Below are 17162 nucleotides of genomic sequence, written 5' to 3' on the forward strand. Positions count from 1 at the left end.
TCAAGCTGCGCTTCCTTGCCTCATAATGCGCTCATAGTCGATTCGTAGCACAGACCCTGATGCCGGCATATTGGCCAGCGTTGTTGGCGATAAGCCCAGTCGAGCCGAAGTCACGAAAAGATATTTGTGACTGCTGTCGAAGGCACAGCTCGTGGGCCGAAGGACAGGAAGCGTGATTCTTCGCACGATATCTCCGTCTGTCGATATGCGTGCAATGCCGGCACCATCGAAGAGAACGCTGAGCAAGTATCCTTCCTGGTCAATCAGCAGTCCATCCGGCTTCCCTTCGTCCGGGGCAATGTCGATGAGCCGATGTCGATGACCGACCTCACCAGAAAGTTCGTCGTGTTCATAAGCGTAGATGGTTCCATGCCGTGAATCCGTGACATAAAGCGTTCCCCCATCAAGGCTTCGGGCGATGCCATTGATGAGTGTGAAACCTGAATCGATCGTTTCCCACACCCCGTTGGGGGCGAGGCGATAGAGATAGCCGGAGCCTTCGCTCAGACCTTCGTCCATCAGACCAACCCAAAGATGACCTGTGGGATCGAGGTAAGCATCGTTAAGCCGATAGCCTTTCTGAGCGTGAGGAGCTGTCGCTATTCGCTGCCTCTTTCCCGTGGTCTCATCGACTCTCTCTATATGGCAACCGATACCAACGAGCAACTGGCCCTCATGTGCTTCAGTGACAAAGCCGAGTGGTGAGGGCATGGTATGAACAATATTCTGCCCCGTGGCGGGGTCGAAAGCATTGAGAGAGGCTGCGAGGGTGTCGACCCATAGAAGACGGCCTCTGGATTGACTCCATACAGGGGACTCGCCGAGCGTTGCTTGGCTCGAAAATGCTATTGATATGTTATTCACGAGCGAGGCTCCACGTCATGAGTGGCGATAAGGGCCCAGTTTTTCGCAACCTCATGAGCCGTTGATGCCTGAATGGCTTGCAGATTGCGAGGATAGTCAACGCCCTTGGCCTCCATTGCTTTGGTGGCATGAAACTGGCCATTTGCGGCACGAAGAATCCATCCACCTTCGGAACATGCTGAAGACGCAAGAAACGCCATGCCTGGGGCCACCTCGGCAGGATGTAGTTCGTCAGGCTCTCCCTCGATTCCCCACATACGTGTCTTGGCGACAGGGGAAATTGCATTGACGATGATATTGTCCTCTCTCCCTTCGACCGCCAGGACGTTCATGATGCCTATCACAGCACTTTTGGCTGCAGAATAAGAGGCTAGTCCTCGATGAACATATTGGGGGTAAAGCGCGCGACAGGAGGTCGTCATGACGATACGGCCATACCTCGCTGATTTCATCGTGGGCCATGCCGCCTGTGTGAGCCACAGAGGTGCCTTGGCGGCGATAGCCATCATACGATCAAAGGAAGTTTCCTCTATTGCCTCGATATGTTCATAGGCAACCCAACCTGCATTATGGATGAGAGCATCGAGCTTTCCTGCGATGGCTAATGCTTGTCTGACGAGTCTATGACAGCCCTCGCGGGAGCTAATGTCTCCGGCAATGGCTAGTGCATCCAACCCTTCTTCCTGCAGTTGCTGGGCTGCAATTTCCGCCACCTCTGGAGAGTCTCCGCTGCCTTCGGTATCTGCACCGATATCCTGGATGAGGACCGTGGCACCGAGTTGTCCAATATAGCGTGCATATGAGAAACCAAGCCCGCGACCAGCCCCGGTGATGAGTACTATCTGGCCTTCGAAACTTATCATTCCATACTCCGGTAGATGCATTCAGGAGAAGCATGGAGCCGTCATTGTGATATATAAAATATTATCTATAATGTTTCATGATATATTTTTAGTATCGATGGGTGTTGGCGTTATTCACATACGCCCGAGGGAATGGATATGGCGGTAGATGCTAGAGGGCGAATCACGTTACGCACCATGGAGCAATTCGTTGCTGTAGCTGAAGAGCTACATTTTCATCGGGCTGCGGAAAGGCTGAATATGTCGCAACCTCCTCTCACCAGTGCGATTCGCAAGCTGGAGGAGGATATCAATGTTACCCTGATCGAGCGTGGCAACCGTGTGCTTGGCTTGACCCCCGCGGGAGAAAAATTCCTTGAAGAAGCGCGTGAGACCCTTCGCCGGGCAGAGCAGGCCATAACGAGTACGCAAGACGTGGCAGCAGGGCAAACGGGTTTGGTGCGACTTGGGTATGTGGGTAGTTCACTTTATGGTCGTTTACCTGATGCCATTCGTGCATTCAGGGTGCAGTATCCAAAGGTGCGTCTTGAGCTTCGTGAAGCCACTACGGCTGCACAGATTTCTGCAATACGCGCTGGAGTGATGGATGTTGGTGTGGTGATACCTCCTCTTCATAATGCTGAGGATGTTGGGCTGGAAGGCTTCGATAATGATCGATTATGCATGGCGATACCGAAGGATCATCCTCTTGGGAAAAACGATAAGGTACAGCTCTCTGATCTGTCGGATGAACCGTTTGTTCTCTGGCCTATGCTTGAAGGGCGTGGGTTTCATCTACAAGTGATCCGCCTCTGTGCAAATGCAGGGTTTGTGCCGAGAGTCGAACAGGAAGCGTATGGAATGCATGCGGTTCTATCCTTGGTAGCTGTCGGATTAGGAGTTTCCGTCGTGCCCGATAGCATGAGTGGGTTCCGTGATGATCGAATCACTTATCGACCAATAAATGATGCTGGCTCCGAGTTCGAACTCTCTTTCATTTATCGTGATCTGTCTCCTTCGGCGGCATCCTTCGTTTGTCACGCCTCGGGTAAAGAGAAATATAAGGTGCTCTAGAGCCAAAGGTTCTCTAGAGCCAATAGTTCGGCCAGCGACGCCCTTCTCCCAGGTTGTTGATCAGCAGAGCTACCAGCACCAGGCTCACCGAGCCCGCCAGCACCGGCATCAGCAGGAAGTCATAGCCCACTGCACCGGACATCATCACCACCAGCGGATTGGCGCCCGCGGGGGGATGCACCACCCGCAGTCCCTGCATGGCTGCGATGGCCACGCCAACGCCGATTGCCATGGCCAGTGGTCCGGTGCCCAGCAGTTGCATGGCGACCAGACCGACCAGTGCCGAGACCAGGTGACCGCCGATCACATTGCGGGGCTGGGCCAGCGGCGCGCCCGGCGCGGCGAACAGCAGCACACAGGTGGCGCCGAAGGGTGCCATCAGCAGCGGCACCTCGGTGAACCGGGTCAGCCAGGCCACCAGCCCGATGCCGCTTATGCCGCCCATCAAGCCGGTGAGTATCTGGAGGGTATCGGGACGCGCCGGCAGGGTGCCGCCACCCTTCATCTTGTGGAGCATAGAGGTAGCCTCGTCAGGGTTGTGTACAGACAGGTCTGTACAGTAGTAGCATGCATGCATCGATGCAAGACTCCCGATGAAGAGGAGGTGTGTTCATGGCCAAGCGCGACGACATTCTGGCGACGGCGACCCGGTTGTTCGGGGAGCATGGTTATCATGCGGTTGGTGTGGATCGCATCCGGGACGAGGCCGAGGTCTCGAAGATGACGCTCTACCACCACTTTCCCGGCAAGGAAGCGTTGGTGGAGGCAGTGTTGGAGCAGCGCCACGAGCGCTTCATGGCCTCCCTGAACGCTGCGGTCGAGTCGTCAAGCACGTGGGAGACACGGCTTCGCGCAGTCTTCGACTGGCATGCCCGCTGGTTCGCCTCCGAGAACTTCCACGGCTGCATGTTTCTCAAGGCGACCGAGGAATATGCCCGGGAGCCGGCTTCCCTGCTGGCCCTATCGCGGCGCCACAAGGCTGAGGTGAAGGCATTGGTCGAGGAGATTATCGCCACGCAGGAAGGCGTGTCTGCCCCGCGGCTGGCGCGCCTCGTTCAAGTGACACTGGATGGCATGATCGTCAACGCCTATCTGTTCGGCCCGGACGCCGTGGACGATGCCTGGGCAGCGCTGGCGCCGTTATTGGCGCTGGACGCCCGACCACTGGATCGCGAAGGCGCAGCGGACTGGACACAACCCTGAGTGCTCTCACGGGCCCGTTCAGCGGTGCGCCAGTGGGTCGAGGAATGCTCAGGAAGGGGAGTCGGTATCCTGCAAGACGGGAGATACCAGCGGTGAGGCGAGCAGGCCACTGGGCAAGAGGAAATCGCCTGGATACAAGGGCAGGTTCAGATGCTTGAACTTGGCTTGCAGGTCGATGCCGGCTGCCTGCCAGGCATCGCGGATCAATAGCGTGCAGTAGGTGCCGTTGCCCGGAACGCCGGCGTCCAGGAGGGTGAAGGGGACGCCGAGGTTTGCTTCGGCGAAGTCAGTGGCACTCTGCCGTTGTGCGTCCGTAGCCTTCACGCGGAAGTAGGCAAACTGCCTCGCATGTTCGGCAGCGATGTAGTCAGCCAGTGGCTCACTGATAACGCCGCCCTCGGGGACGGCGTGCACAACCTGCCAGTCGTCGGGCTGGCCAGCCAGCATGCCGACATGGCTGAAGCGGTTATCATCCATGACCATGACGGCTTCGCTGACCGGCTCGGTTCCCTGTCGGAACACCAGGTCGCCCGGCAATAGTTGGCTGGCCTGGCAAGTTCCGGCAAGCAGGCAGAGGGCGAGTAGCAGAAGAGACTTCACTGTTATTAGAAGCTTATCTTCCACTCCCCATCTTCCTTGACCATATCGTCCGTATTTTTCTCGCTCTTGCCATTACCGAAGGTCACCTGGACCTCAACCTCGGCTTCGGTCTTCTCTTCATTGGTTGCGACATTGAGCACCTCGACCTTTTCAATGCCGCCTTTTTCCTCGGCCTTGGCGTGGAAGTTGCCGACCATCATCTTGATCTTTTCCCTGGCCACGCCCATTTCGGATTCCTTGATGTCGGCCAGGGAAACGTGTTCGAGAGCCGTTTTGGCATCGTTTTCTGCCACAGCTTCGTAAAAGGCGGTGAGGCTGCTCTCGGGTGTGTCCGTGGAGGCGCCGCAAGCGCTCACCATGAGGAGGATGAGCGCCGAAGCCAGAAAGTGCATGAAACGTGTCATGGAAGAATCTCCGTATTCACCATGTTGGAGGGAGGCGTTGAGGGGCTTGAATGTCGTCATGTCAGTTGGCTCGGCGACGAACTTGCCATGTTGCTTCGCTGAAGTTGCAGCCTGGGTTTGCTTGTCATGACAACTCGTGAATATACCGAGCCATCAAGTGGGGATAAAGTCCTGTTATGTGTTTTCGGGTTATCTCTTGAGGACTCTTCTCGATGTTTTTGTCAGTGATAACTGACAATGATTGTGAGAAAAAACCGAAGGTCGTGAAGCTATTTGAAATTCTGAGCCAACACTGGATGCTCTGGGCATCTCGGGAGGCGCGTCGGTGGCCAGGATGGACCGGTGGCGTCACCCTGTGAGTACCAGCGAATCACGGGAACCTGTCTGCATGAACACCGAACGTCTCGAATGCGACGCGCCGGTCGGGGTGATCGCCGATACCCATGGCACGCTGCGCGATGAGGCGCTGACGATGCTCGAGGGCTGTGGTGTGATCCTGCATCTCGGCGATGTGGGCAGCCGCGATCAGGATGCGGCGATACTCGAGCGGTTGGCCGAGCTGGCGCCGGTCCATACGGTGCGGGGCAACGTCGACACGGCGCCATGGGCGGAGCGGCTGCCCTGGTACCTGGATCTGGTGGTGAATGGCTGGCGGCTTCACCTGGTGCACGATATCGCCGACTTCGCGCCCGATACGCCCTGCGATGCCATGCTGCATGGCCATTCCCACAAGGCGCGCAACGAGTGGCGTGACGGCCGGCTGCTGTTCAATCCCGGCGGAGCCGGCCGGCGCCGCTTCTCGCTGCCGCTGACCCTGGGCAAGCTGTGGGCCGACGAGACGGCCTTGCGCGGCGCCATCCTGCGTCTTCCGTTGTGAAAGCGATACGGCGCCCCGGGCAGGCACGGTCTAGGGGGCCGGCAACACGGGCAGCCACAGTGCCAGGGCGAGCAGGGTGGCCAGCAGCACCGGCGGGGTGATGACCAGCCCGACTTTCATGTACTGCCCCCAGCCGATGCGGTAGCCCTTGCCGGCGAGCACATGCAGCCAGAGCAGCGTGGCGAGGCTGCCGATGGGCGTGAACTTGGGGCCCAGGTCGTTGCCGATGACGTTGGCGTAGACCATCAACTGCTGAGTCTGCTGTGCGACATCCGCCTGGTCGATGGCCAGCGCGCCGATCAGCGTGGAGGGCATGTTGTTCATCAGCGAGGCCAGGATGGCGGAGGCGAAGCCGGTGCCGACGGTCGCCACGATCGTGCCTTGCTGGCTCAGCCACACCAGCACATCCGCCGCTCGGGCGGTCAGCCAGGCATTGCCCAGGCCATAGACCACCAGGTACATGCCCAGCGAGAACAGCACGATCTGCCAGGGGGCATTGCGAATCACGCGTTTGAGCGAGATGACATGCACGTGCCCGGCGGTGAACCAGCGTCCGGCGATGGCCATCAGGATGAGGGCGGCGCTGCCCATGATGATCGCGAAGGGCACTTCCCAGCGGGTGGTCAGGAAGAGCGCGGCCAGCAGCACGAGCAGCAGCGGGAAGGCGGCGCGAAAGACGTGATGGTCGCGGATGGCGCTGGCCGGAGCTTCCAGGCGTTCGACGTCGTACTGCCCGGGGATCTCGCGGCGGAAGTACCAGCCCAGCACGACGAGGGTGGCGATCAGCGAGACCAGGTCGACCGGCACCATGACCTGGGTGTAGCGCGTGAAGCCGATGTCGAAGTAGTTGGCGCTGACGATGTTGACCAGGTTGGAGATGATCAGCGGCAGGCTCGTGGAGTCGGCGACGAAGCCGGTGGCGATGATGAAGGCCAGGGCGGCACCCGGCCGAAAATCCAGCCGTGCCAGGATGGCGATGACGATGGGCGTCAGCAGCAGGGCCGCGCCGTCGTTGGCGAACAGCGCCGCGATCATCGCGCCGAGCATCACGATCAGTGGAAACAGCAGTCGACCGCGGCCGTTGCCCCAGCGGGCGATATGCAGGGCGGCCCAGGCGAAGAAGCCCGCTTCGTCGAGGATCAGCGAGATGATGATCAGGGCGACGAAGGTGAAGGTGGCATCCCAGACGATGTGCCAGACGGTGTCCACATCGCCCCAGTCGACCACGCCGGTGGCCAGTGCCACCGCCGCGCCGCCCAGCGCGCTCCAGCCGATGCCCAGCCCCCTGGGCTGCCAGATGACCAGCATCAGCGTGGCCACGAAGATGGCGAAAGCCAGCATGTTCGATTCCCTTCTGTTGGCGATCCTTTTAGTGCGTGGCCTGATTGACGCGCCGGGACAACTCCTCGGCACTCTCGACCCGTTCCGAGTAGCGGTCGGTCAGGTAGGCGGAGCGCCCGCGCGTCATCCAGGTGAACTTCACCAGTTCCTCGCAGACATCGACGACCCGGTAGTAGAGCGGCGAAAGATGCATACGACCGGCCTCGTCGAACTCGTTGAAGGCCTTGGGCACGGATGACTGGTTGGGGATGGTCAGCATGCGCATCCAGCGGCCGAGGATGCGCAACTGGTTGACGGCATTGAAGCTCTGGCTGCCGCCGGAGACTTCCATCACGGCCAGCGTCTTGCCCTGGGTCGGCCGCACGCCGCCCAGCGCCAGCGGAATCCAGTCGATCTGGGTCTTCATGATGCCGGTCATGGCGCCATGGCGCTCGGGACTGACCCACACCATGCCTTCGCTCCACTTGGCCAGGTCGCGCAGCTCCTGCACCTTGGGGTGCTCGGCGTCGGCATCGTCGGGCAGCGGCAGGCCGGAGGGATTGAAGGTGCGTACCTCGCAGCCGAACCAGCGCAGCAGGCGTGCGGCTTCCTCGGAGAGCAGGCGCGAGTAGGAACGTTCGCGCAGCGAGCCGTACAGCACCAGAATGCGCGGGGGATGACGAGGCTGGTCCGGTCCCACCAGGGCATCGACATCGATGGCGTGCAGGTGATCCGGGTCGATGTTGGGAAGCGGCTCGAAACTCATGGAATATCTCCTTGGCAATGCACGTGCTGGCCGTCCGCTGGGGTGATCCGCGGCACTGGGCGGGCCGGCTCGGAGCATGCTGGCTCCGGAGGGCGGCAGGGCCGAAAGCCATGCGCCGTCACCAAGCGGGAACGGTCGATCATGACGGGTCTGACTCCTGTGACGGGCAGGCAGGCTGCAGTTCGGCGAGCAGCGGTTCGCACAGTTCAGCTCGTCCGGCGCAGCAGTCGCGCACCAGGAAGCTGAGCGTCTCCCGCATGTGATCCAGGTTGGCTCGATAGATGATCGAGCGGCTCTGCCGACGCGAGCTCACCAGCCCTGCCCGCGACAGCACGCCCAGATGCGTCGACATGGTGTTGTGCGGCACGCCCAGCAGTCGGGCGATCTCGCCGGCCGGGAGGCCTTCCGGTTCGAACCGTACCAAGACGCGGAAGGTCTCCAGGCGGGTCGCCTGGGAAAGTGCCGTGAAGGCTTCGAGAATCTTTTCATTGTCCATATGTCGAGACTTACAGAAATAAAGGCGAGAATCAAGCGATGCTGGAATGTCGTGGCTCAGGAGCCCGGCATGTCGCCGTTCGTCATGTGGAGCGGCGACGGCACCGCCGTCAGGGTGCCGTCATGGGAGGCAGGGCGGCTCAGCGGTAGGTGGCGTCGAAGCGCTGGCGCAGCTCGTTCTTCTGCACCTTGCCCATGGTGTTGCGGGGCAGGGCATCGATGAAAAAGACGCGCTTGGGCTGCTTGTACTTGGCCAGGCGCCCCTGCAGGTGGTCGAGCACCTGCGCTTCGTCGAGGCTGGCGCCCGGCTCGCAGACCACCGCCGCCGTGACGCCTTCGCCGAAGTCCGGATGAGGCAGGCCGATCACCGCCGACTCCTGTACGCCCTCGAGCTCGTCGATCACCTGTTCGACTTCCTTGGGATAGACGTTGTAGCCGCCGGAGATCACCAGATCCTTGTCGCGACCGACGATCTGCACGTAGCCGTGATCGTCGATCATGGCCAGGTCACCGGTGATGAAAAAGCCATCTTCCAGCAGCTCCTCGCGGGTCTTCTCGGGCATGCGCCAGTAGCCAATGAAGACGTTCGGGCCGCGCACCTGCAGCAGGCCGATCTCGCCTTCGGGCACCTCTTCGCCGGTCTCGCGGTCGGTGATGCGGATTTCCACGCCGGGCAGCGGCTTGCCGACGGTGCCGGCGCGGCGTGGGCCGTCATAGGGGTTGGAGATGTTCATGTTGGTTTCGGTCATCCCGTAGCGCTCGAGGATGGCGTGCCCGGTCCTGGTCTCGAAGGCTTCATGGGTCTCGGCCGTCAGCGGAGCGGAGCCGGAGACGAACAGCCGCATGTTGGCGGTGCGCTCGGCCGTCAGGCGCTCGTCGGCCACCAGTCGGGTGTAGAAGGTGGGCACGCCCATCATCACGCTGCCGCGGGGCATTTCCTCGAGAATGACCTCGGCGTCGAACCTGGGCAGGAAGAGCATGCTCGAGCCGGCCATCAGGCTGACGTTGCAGGCCACGAACAGGCCGTGGGTGTGGAAGATGGGCAGGGCGTGGATCAGCCGATCTTCCGCCTCGAAGCGCCAGGCATCCACCAGGGTCTCGGCGTTGGAGGCGAGGTTGCGGTGGGTCAGCATGGCACCCTTGGAGCGACCGGTGGTGCCGGAGGTGTAGAGAATGGCGGCCAGGTCGTCGGCCTCGCGTGGCACTACCTCGTTGCGCGGCGTGGCGCGTGCGGCCTTGTCCAGCAAACTGCCGTCGGCATCGGCTCCCAGGGTTTCCACCGCCGGGCAGCCGGTTTCGGCGGCGATGGCACGGGCATCCTCGTGGACCTGGGGCCGGCAGACGAACAGGGCGGGTTCGGCGTCGCCGAGGAAGTAGCGGATCTCGTCGCCGGTATAGCCGGTGTTGAGGGGCAGATAGATGCCGCCGATCCGCAGGCAGGCCAGGTAGAGCAGGATGACTTCGGGGCTCTTGTCGACCTGGACGGCGACCCGGTCGCCGGACGCGACGCCCAGCTCGGTCAGGGCGCCGGCCAGGCGCGCGCTTTCGGCGAGCGTGTCGGCGTAGGAGTAGCGTCGACCCTCGCGGGTGGTGATGAAATCGGCGTCGCCGCGCTGCTGCATGCGGTTGGCGAAGATCTCGAATAGGTTGTGGCTCATTTAAGCTCTCCCTTGGCCTGCTGTTTCCTGGCCTTGCGGGCGAGGTCACGAACCTCACTCGAGCAGGCCACGGTGGCGTTGGCGGTGTAGTTCTCGTGGTTGCGTTCGATGTCGTTGAGCACGTAGAGGTAATTGACCATCAGGCCGGCGGCCTGCTCGAGTCCCTTGTCGGAGATGTCGCCGAGCCAGTTGATGCGATGCAGCTCGGCGCCGTTGCCGAGGTGAAAGCGGGCCACCGGGTTGAGCGGCAATCCCCGGTCGTTCTTCTCCTGCGTCAGATAGCGGGCGGCCATCGGCCGCACGACGGCCTTGAGGGCCTCGGCACGTTCGGGATCCCGGTGCCAGCCCGGCTCATCGAGGGCCGCAAGCGCCTCGCGCTGGGCCTCGGACGTGCTGTCGTCGTCGCGCTGTGCCTTCAGCCATTGAGCGAAGCCCGGCACCGGCGAAAGGGTGACGAAGTGCTTGAGCTGGGGCAGTTCCTGCTTGAGTTCCTGCACCACCTGCTTGATCAGGAAGTTGCCGAAGGAAATGCCGCGCAGCCCGGTCTGGCAGTTGCTGATGCCGAAGAAGGCGGCGGTGTCGGCATCCTCGGGTGCTTCCACGTCGCTGTCTTCCCCCGCCAGGATCGGCTGGATGTGATCCGGCAAGCCCTTGCACAGCGCCACTTCGACGAAGATCAGCGGTTCATCGCCGATGGCGGGGTGGAAGAAGGCGAAACAGCGCCGGTCGCGGGTATCGAGCCGCCGGCGCAGGTCGTTCCAGTCGTGGATTTCGTGTACCGCCTCGTAGTGGATGATGCGTTCGAGCAGCGAGGCCGGTGTGTTCCAGTCGATGCGCTTGAGCATCAGGAAGCCGCGATTGAACCAGGAGGCGAAGAGGTGGGCGAAGTCGGCATCGATGCCCGCCAGCTCTGGGTGTTCGCGACGCAGGGCGAGCAGGTCCTCGCGCATGCGGACCAGTTGATAGGTGCCGTCGCTGGCGAGGTTGAGTCGCCGGAACAGCTCCTGGCGCCGTGGTTCGCAGGCCTCGAACAGGCCGTTCAGGGTGGCGTTGTCGCGAGACTCGCTATAGGCGGCGTAGGCCTGGTCGATTCGCGTCGGATCGGCGGCGAATTCCTCGGCGAGCCGGGCGAAGAAACGCCGGCGTTCGCTGCCATCCAGCCGCTCGTACATGGCCAGGGCGCGGCTGGCCAGGGCGATGCTCGAGGCCTCGCCATCGCTCTCCAGCAGGGCGCGGCAGGCGCCCACCAGATCGGCGTGGTCGGGGTTGGTGTTGTACCCGTGGCGACGTCGCAGCAAGGCGTCGCGCTGGGTGATGTTGTTGAACATCTCCTGCAGGAAGGTCATGTTCATGACGTCGACTCCTTCAGCCCATGAGCAGGTCGGGTAGCCACAGGGCAAGGCCCGGGAAGAAACACAGCAGGACGATCCCCAGCACCATGCACAGCGCGTAGGGCAGGCTGCCGAACAGGATGTCGCGCAACGAGATATCCGGTGCGATGCCCTTGATGATGAAGAGGTTGAGGCCGACCGGCGGTGTGATCAGGCCGATCTCCAGGTTGATGGTCAGCACCACGGCGAACCAGTAAGGATCGAAGTTGGCGGCCAGGATGATCGGCAGCAGGATCGGGGCGGTCATCACGATCACCGCCACCGGCGGCAGGAAGAAGCCGGCCACCAGCAAGAAAACGTTGATGACGCCCATCAGCACCCAGCGATTGACCTCCAGCTCGGCGATGGCGCCGGCCACGGTCTGGGTGATGAACAGCGACGACAGGGCGTAGGCGAACACCTCGGCGCAGGCGATCACCAGCATGATCATCACGCTTTCGCGCAGGGAGTCGCGCATGATCAGCTTGATGGGACCGACCTGCCACATGCGGTAGATGAGAATGGCCAGTGCCAGGCATAGAAAAGCGCCGACGCCGGCTGCCTCGGAAGGCGTGGCCACCCCGCCGTAGAGCGCGAAAAGGATGCCCGCCACCACGGCCAGGAAGGGCAGGACCCGCATCAAGGCCTTGATGTTGGAGTCGGCATTGGCCTTGACGGTCTCCTTCAGGCGTTCGGCCGTCTGGGCCATCGGGGTCTGGTAGCCGCCGGCCAGCTTGCAGGCAATGATGGTCCAGACCATGAACAGGCCCGCCAGCATGAAGCCAGGCACGATGCCGGCGATGAACAATCGCCCGATGGAGGTCTCGCTGGCGATGCCGTAGATGATCATGGTCACCGAGGGCGGAATCAGGATGCCCAGGGTACCGCCGGCGGCAATGCAACCGGCGGCGACGCCGTCCGGATAGCCGCGGGTGCGCATCTCGGGGATGCCCATCTTGCCGATGGCCGCACAGGTGGCGGGAGAAGAACCGGAGAGGGCGGCGAAGATCGAGCAGGCGCCGATATTGGAGACCGCCAGGCCCGCCGGCAGTCGTCCCATCCACAGGTCCAGCGAGCGATAGAGGTCGCGTCCGGTGGGCGAGGAGGCCACGGCGGCACCCATCAGGATGAACATGGGGATGGCCACGAACCCGAAGTCGGCGATGCGCTCGAAGAAGGTCTCGCCGAAATAGGTCAGTTCCGGCAGGCCCCGGTCATACAGCAGGGCGAGCAGCGAGACGCCGCCCAGGGCGAAGGCGATGGGCGTGCCGATGGCCATCAGCGCCACGAGGCCGACGGCCACGATGATACCTAGCGTGATCGGATCCATGTCAGGCCTCCCCGCGCAGCAGTTCGGCGATGTACTGCAGGGTCAGCAGGCTGGTGCCCACGGCCATCGGTACCAGGGCCGGCCAGAGAGGAGGATTCCATACTGTGCCGGTGGTCCATTGCCCATGCCAGGCCTCGGCCAGATAGATCCAGGCGCCGTAGCTCAGGGCCGCACAGAAACCCAGGCCGAACAGCGAGGCCACGCCTTGCATGATCTTGCGAATCACGCCGCCCGCCATGTCGGGCAGCAGGGTGATGGCGACGTGGCCGCCGGTCATCAGCACGTAGGCGCTGCCCATCAGCATGGCGCCGGTGACGGAGAAGACGGTGAACTCCGTCTGCCAGCTGGTGCTCATGCCCAGCACGTAGCGCACGAATACCATGTGGCAGACCGCGAACACGCCGGCGATGAACATGGCGGCGGCCAGGTAGGCGGCGTAGCGAGAGAGGCTGTCCATCATGCGAATGTAGAGATCGATGAGCGGCAGGCGTCTGGCAAGGGGTGAAGTATTGGCCATGGCCATGTCGTCCTCCCGAGGTCAGGGGCACCGGCACCTTCCGGCCGGTGCCGGTGGCGGAGAAGATCCGGATCAATCGACGGCCAGGGCGGCATCGATGAGGGCCTGCCCATCGGGGACGTTCTCGGCGAAGTTCTTGTAGGCGCTCTGCTTGGCGATTTCCAGCCAGGCGTTGTAGTCCTCTTCGCTCATGCTCACGACCTCGACGCCATTCTCCTCGAAGACATCGACCATCTGCTGGTCCAGGCCGGCCGCTTTCTCGGCGAAGAACTCCTCGGCGGCCTGGCCGGCTTCCATGAGCGCCTTCTGCTGAGCCTCGTCGAGTTTCTGCCAGCTCTGCTCGGAGATCAGGATCGGTTCGTACATGAACCACAGGGCATGCTCGCCGGGCTGGGTAAGGCACTCGACCTGCTCGTAGATGCGGTACGAGACGAAGGACATCGAGGAGGTGTTGGCGGCATCCAGAACGCCGGTCTGCATGGCGGTGTAGATGTCCGAGGAGGGCATGGAGGTGATCGATGCGCCCGCGGCTTCCAGCATTTCCTCGAAGGCCGGACCGGCGGCGCGGAAGTTCTGGCCGTCGACGGTGTCCGGCGAGGTGATGCAGCGCTCGCTGGAGGCGAAGCCGCCGGCCAGCCAGGCATCGGCCAGTACCCGGGCGCCGCCTTCCTGAATGACGTCCTTGATCATGCCCATGAACTTGGAGTCGTTCAGCCGCTGGGCGTGCTCGTGGTTGCGCACCAGGCCGGGCATCAGGGTGGCGGAGAACTCCGGATGACGACCGCTGGCATAGTCGAGCGGCAGCGCGGTGATGTCGAGTCGACCACGGGTCAGGGCGGACCATTGCTCGCGTGCCTTGAACAGCGACTGGCCGGGATAGACCTCGACTTCGAGCCCCACATCGGCATCGGCGACCTTCTCGGCCATCAACTGAACCATTTCGTCGCGCACGTCGCCTTGCCCGCCGGGGAACTGGTGGGAGGCGCGCAGTACCGTCTGGGCGGACGCGGAGGAACTGGCGGCGAGCGCGGCGAGAGCCAGGCCGGCCACCAAGGGTGGCATGTATGAGCGTTTCATGGCGTCTCCTTCGAGATTGTTCTTGTATGAAGTGTGCATCAGCCAAGCTGATGTATACTTCAATAGCCGTATTGAAATACCAGTGTCAAATTTAGGACCTTAGACCAAGGGGTGAGGCAAGCGCGTGAAGGGAGGAGTCCAGACCATGAAACGGTCGAATACGCAGCGACTTCGGGATGCACTGGAAGACGACATCATCAACGGACGGCGCGCACCGGGGGAACGCCTGGACCCGGAGGCCCTGGGCCGCGAGTTCGAGGTGTCGCGCACGCCGGTTCGCGAGGCGATACAGCAACTGGTGGCCAGCGGGCTGGTCACGGTCTCGCCGAAGAAGGGAACCTTCGTGGCCAAGGTGGGCATTGATCAGTTGATCGAGATGTTCGAGGTGATGGCCGAACTGGAGGGCATGTGCGGGCGGCTGGCCGCCCGGCGGATCAGCGATGCGGAACTGGCGGAACTGCGCGAGGCCCTGGCGCGATGCGAGACGGCGGCCCGGGCGGGCGATCCCGACGAGTACTATTACGAGAACGCGGCCTTTCACGACTGCATCTATCGGGCCAGCCACAACGGCTTTCTGGATAGCGAGGCGCGCCAGTTGAAGCAGCGGCTCAAGCCCTACCGACGCCTGCAGCTTCAGGTGCGTCAGCGCATGGGCAGCTCGCTGGAGGAGCATCGCGAGATCGTCACTGCCATCGAGGCAGGAGAGGCCGAGCGGGCCGAGCGGGCGCTACGCGATCACGTGCTCATCCAGGGCGAGCGCTTCAGCGACTTCGTCGCCAGCGTGCGCCGGCTCGGCACCCTGCAGGAGGATGCCGTCTGAGCGAGCCCCTTCAAGCCAGTTGAAAGGGAATCTCGCCGGCTTCGTGGGCCAGCAGCCATTGCTTGCGACCGATGCCGCCAGCGTAGCCGGTGAGTTGGCCGTCGCTGCCGATCACCCGGTGGCAGGGCACGACGATGGAAATGGGATTGCGCCCATTGGCCGCGCCCACGGCGCGTTGTCCACCCTTGCAACCGAGCTGTTCGGCGATCTCGGCGTAGTTGCGCGTTTCGCCGAAGGGAATGGTGGCCAATGCCTCCCAGACCCGCCGTTGGAAATCCGTGCCTCGCGGCGCGAGCGGCAGCTCGAAGTCGCGGCGTTCACCGGCGAAGTACTCGTCGAGCTGCTGCCGGGCACGCTCGGTGATCTCGTTGGGGCGTGGCGCAGCGTCCTTTTCCATGACGAAGGCGATCTCGGTGATACCCGAGGCCGTGGCGCTCAGGCGCAGCAGGCCGAGGGCGTCGCTTTGCGGGGGCTGGTAGTAATCGAGGGCGTCGGTCATCGGCTCGCCTCCATGACGTTTTGTTCCGGGTTGTCGGGTGTCGGCTCCTGAGACCATAGCTGAAGGGTCAGGTAGCTGCGCCAGGGCGCGGCATCGGCCGGGTCGCTATCGCCCAGACGGTCGAGGGTGCGTCGCACACCGGCGTCGCCGTCCAGCCAGATGTCGGGATGTCCGATGCCACGCATGGCGGCGTAGTTCGCCGTCCAGGGGCCGATGCCCTTGAGGGCCGTCCACTGGAGCGGATCGTCGCCCGATCCGGCTCCAGCGTACCAGCTTGCAAAGCGTTGCAGGGTAGCCTTGCGCGCGCCGGGCATGCGCAGGAACTCGAGTTCGCTGGCGGCAACGGACTCGGGTGTCGGGAAATGATAGCCGTCGCCGGCCGGTTCACCGAGTTGCTCGACCAGGCTGCCGACCAGCCGGCGGGCGGCAACGATCGAGACCTGCTGGCCGAGGATCGCCCGCACGCCGGCCTCGAACGGTGACCAGACGCCGGGCAGGCGCAGGCCCTCGGTCAGTGACAGCCCCGGCGCGATGCGACCGAGATGCGACTCGATGGTGGCGGTGTCGGCATCCAGGTCGAGTACGCGACGAATCTGCCGCACCACCGGCGCCAGGACGGCGAGGTCGTCGAGCATCAGGTGCACGCGGAAGGCGTGATGCTCGGGATCGTGTTCGGCGGTGAACCAGCCCCGGGCGCTTCCCCAGTGGACATGGCGACCGTAATGGTGCTCGCCGACCCATTCCAGGCCGTCGATGGCGCGCTGTCGGTGGAAGTCGTGCAAGGGATGCCAGGCATAGGGCGGCCGGTAGGAGAGCGTCAGCGTCAGGCCGTCGTCGCCGGTGCCACCACGACGGCGCAATTCCCGAGGGGCCAGGCCGATGTGGCGACGAAAGGCATCGTTGAAGCGCCTCAGGCTGCGAAAGCCGCTGGCATAGGCGACCTCGGTGACGGGCAGCCGGGTCTGGTGCAGCAATTGCTTGGCGAACAGGCACTGACGATGCAGCGCATAGGTCTTGGGCGAGACGCCGAGACGCTGCTGGAAAAGCTGGCGCAGGTAACGCTCGCCGATACCCAGACGTTCGCAGAGCGCGCCCAATGGGGCCTCGCGAAGGGCGCCTTCGTCGATCAGCCGCAGGGCACGCTCGAAGGTGGTGTGGGTTCCGCGCCAGGCCGGCGAGTCCGGTGCGCTGTCCGGCCGGCAGCGCAGGCAGGGCCTGAAGCCGTCCCGCGAGGCGGCCAGGGCGCTTTCGTAGTAACGCACGTTGCGCTCGTGGGGCGGCGTCGCCGGGCAGATCGGGCGGCAGTAGACGCCGGTGCTGGTCACCGCGACGAAGAAGCGGCCGTCGAACCGGGCATCCCGCGCGAGGCGGGCCTGGCGGCACTGTGATGGTTCCAGCATGATGGCGCTTCCCCCAGCATCCCGAGTCGATGTTGCCAGTGTAGCG

General features: G+C 62.9%; 19 protein-coding genes. 4 read left to right on the top strand and 15 right to left on the bottom strand.

Annotated elements, in window-relative coordinates:
- Positions 1-864 (bottom strand): SMP-30/gluconolactonase/LRE family protein, encoded by an 864-nt coding sequence (locus HELO_RS02600; protein WP_109637305.1) that lies wholly within the window; start codon positions 862-864, stop codon positions 1-3.
- The gene (locus HELO_RS02605; RefSeq protein WP_013331246.1) at positions 861-1727 is read right to left on the bottom strand and encodes an SDR family NAD(P)-dependent oxidoreductase; all 867 of its coding nucleotides are present in this window, start codon (positions 1725-1727) and stop codon (positions 861-863) included. The genes HELO_RS02600 and HELO_RS02605 overlap by 4 nt, the downstream gene beginning before the upstream one ends.
- Positions 1728-1904: 177 nt before the next feature.
- On the opposite strand from HELO_RS02605, the gene HELO_RS02610 reads away from it, so the two are divergent.
- Entirely contained in the window at positions 1905-2780 is an 876-nt protein-coding gene (locus HELO_RS02610; RefSeq protein ID WP_223248608.1) for a LysR family transcriptional regulator, read from the top strand.
- A 13-nt stretch (positions 2781-2793) separates the two neighbouring features.
- Here the strand turns inward: HELO_RS02610 and HELO_RS02615 are convergent, their stop codons facing one another.
- A complete protein-coding gene (locus HELO_RS02615) occupies positions 2794-3297 on the bottom strand; it encodes an HPP family protein (RefSeq protein ID WP_041601867.1) in 504 nt (167 codons plus the stop codon).
- Positions 3298-3392: 95 nt separating this feature from the next.
- Between HELO_RS02615 and HELO_RS02620 the strand changes: the two genes are divergently transcribed.
- Positions 3393-3983, top strand: coding sequence for a TetR/AcrR family transcriptional regulator (locus tag HELO_RS02620; RefSeq protein ID WP_013331248.1), 591 nt, complete (start codon positions 3393-3395; stop codon positions 3981-3983).
- A 48-nt stretch (positions 3984-4031) separates the two neighbouring features.
- Here HELO_RS02620 and HELO_RS02625 read toward each other — a convergent pair whose 3' ends face one another.
- Both HELO_RS02625 and HELO_RS02630 read right to left on the bottom strand, forming a co-directional pair.
- Positions 4032-4607, bottom strand: a complete 576-nt coding sequence (locus tag HELO_RS02625; protein ID WP_013331249.1) for a YiiX/YebB-like N1pC/P60 family cysteine hydrolase — start codon at positions 4605-4607, stop codon at positions 4032-4034.
- Positions 4589-5047, bottom strand: coding sequence for a DUF4878 domain-containing protein (locus tag HELO_RS02630; protein ID WP_109637309.1), 459 nt, complete (start codon positions 5045-5047; stop codon positions 4589-4591). Before HELO_RS02630 ends, HELO_RS02625 begins: the two co-directional genes overlap by 19 nt.
- Positions 5048-5375: 328 nt before the next feature.
- On the opposite strand from HELO_RS02630, the gene HELO_RS02635 reads away from it, so the two are divergent.
- Positions 5376-5864 carry a metallophosphoesterase family protein gene (locus tag HELO_RS02635; RefSeq protein ID WP_013331251.1) on the top strand — a complete coding sequence of 163 codons (489 nt, stop codon included), beginning with the start codon at positions 5376-5378 and terminating at the stop codon, positions 5862-5864.
- Positions 5865-5894: 30 nt separating this feature from the next.
- Here HELO_RS02635 and HELO_RS02640 read toward each other — a convergent pair whose 3' ends face one another.
- From HELO_RS02640 to HELO_RS02675, 8 genes are all read right to left on the bottom strand, one after another.
- The gene (locus HELO_RS02640) at positions 5895-7205 is read right to left on the bottom strand and encodes an arsenic transporter (protein ID WP_013331252.1); all 1311 of its coding nucleotides are present in this window, start codon (positions 7203-7205) and stop codon (positions 5895-5897) included.
- Between the two features lie 28 nt (positions 7206-7233).
- The gene (gene arsH, locus HELO_RS02645) at positions 7234-7950 is read right to left on the bottom strand and encodes an arsenical resistance protein ArsH (RefSeq protein WP_041601868.1); all 717 of its coding nucleotides are present in this window, start codon (positions 7948-7950) and stop codon (positions 7234-7236) included.
- A 139-nt stretch (positions 7951-8089) separates the two neighbouring features.
- Positions 8090-8446, bottom strand: a complete 357-nt coding sequence (locus HELO_RS02650; RefSeq protein WP_013331254.1) for an ArsR/SmtB family transcription factor — start codon at positions 8444-8446, stop codon at positions 8090-8092.
- A 139-nt stretch (positions 8447-8585) separates the two neighbouring features.
- Positions 8586-10103 carry a malonate--CoA ligase gene (locus HELO_RS02655; RefSeq protein ID WP_013331255.1) on the bottom strand — a complete coding sequence of 506 codons (1518 nt, stop codon included), beginning with the start codon at positions 10101-10103 and terminating at the stop codon, positions 8586-8588.
- Positions 10100-11455 (bottom strand): malonyl-CoA decarboxylase, encoded by a 1356-nt coding sequence (locus tag HELO_RS02660; protein WP_013331256.1) that lies wholly within the window; start codon positions 11453-11455, stop codon positions 10100-10102. Before HELO_RS02660 ends, HELO_RS02655 begins: the two co-directional genes overlap by 4 nt.
- A gap of 13 nt (positions 11456-11468) precedes the next feature.
- Positions 11469-12803 (bottom strand): TRAP transporter large permease, encoded by a 1335-nt coding sequence (locus HELO_RS02665; protein ID WP_013331257.1) that lies wholly within the window; start codon positions 12801-12803, stop codon positions 11469-11471.
- 1 nt (position 12804) lies between these two features.
- Positions 12805-13326 (bottom strand): TRAP transporter small permease subunit, encoded by a 522-nt coding sequence (locus tag HELO_RS02670; RefSeq protein WP_013331258.1) that lies wholly within the window; start codon positions 13324-13326, stop codon positions 12805-12807.
- Positions 13327-13392: 66 nt separating this feature from the next.
- Positions 13393-14397: a TRAP transporter substrate-binding protein gene (locus HELO_RS02675; RefSeq protein WP_013331259.1), complete on the bottom strand. Its 1005-nt coding sequence runs from the start codon at positions 14395-14397 to the stop codon at positions 13393-13395.
- Between the two features lie 145 nt (positions 14398-14542).
- Here HELO_RS02675 and HELO_RS02680 point away from each other — a divergent pair, with 145 nt between their 5' ends.
- Complete coding sequence (locus tag HELO_RS02680; protein WP_013331260.1) at positions 14543-15217, top strand: GntR family transcriptional regulator; 675 nt, start codon at positions 14543-14545, stop codon at positions 15215-15217.
- A 10-nt stretch (positions 15218-15227) separates the two neighbouring features.
- Here HELO_RS02680 and HELO_RS02685 read toward each other — a convergent pair whose 3' ends face one another.
- Both HELO_RS02685 and HELO_RS02690 read right to left on the bottom strand, forming a co-directional pair.
- Positions 15228-15716 carry a methylated-DNA--[protein]-cysteine S-methyltransferase gene (locus HELO_RS02685; RefSeq protein ID WP_013331261.1) on the bottom strand — a complete coding sequence of 163 codons (489 nt, stop codon included), beginning with the start codon at positions 15714-15716 and terminating at the stop codon, positions 15228-15230.
- Positions 15713-17116: an AlkA N-terminal domain-containing protein gene (locus tag HELO_RS02690; RefSeq protein WP_013331262.1), complete on the bottom strand. Its 1404-nt coding sequence runs from the start codon at positions 17114-17116 to the stop codon at positions 15713-15715. The genes HELO_RS02685 and HELO_RS02690 overlap by 4 nt, the downstream gene beginning before the upstream one ends.
- Positions 17117-17162: the final 46 nt, after the last annotated feature.

The sequence above is a fragment of the Halomonas elongata DSM 2581 genome, from assembly GCF_000196875.2.
Lineage (GTDB): Bacteria > Pseudomonadota > Gammaproteobacteria > Pseudomonadales > Halomonadaceae > Halomonas > Halomonas elongata.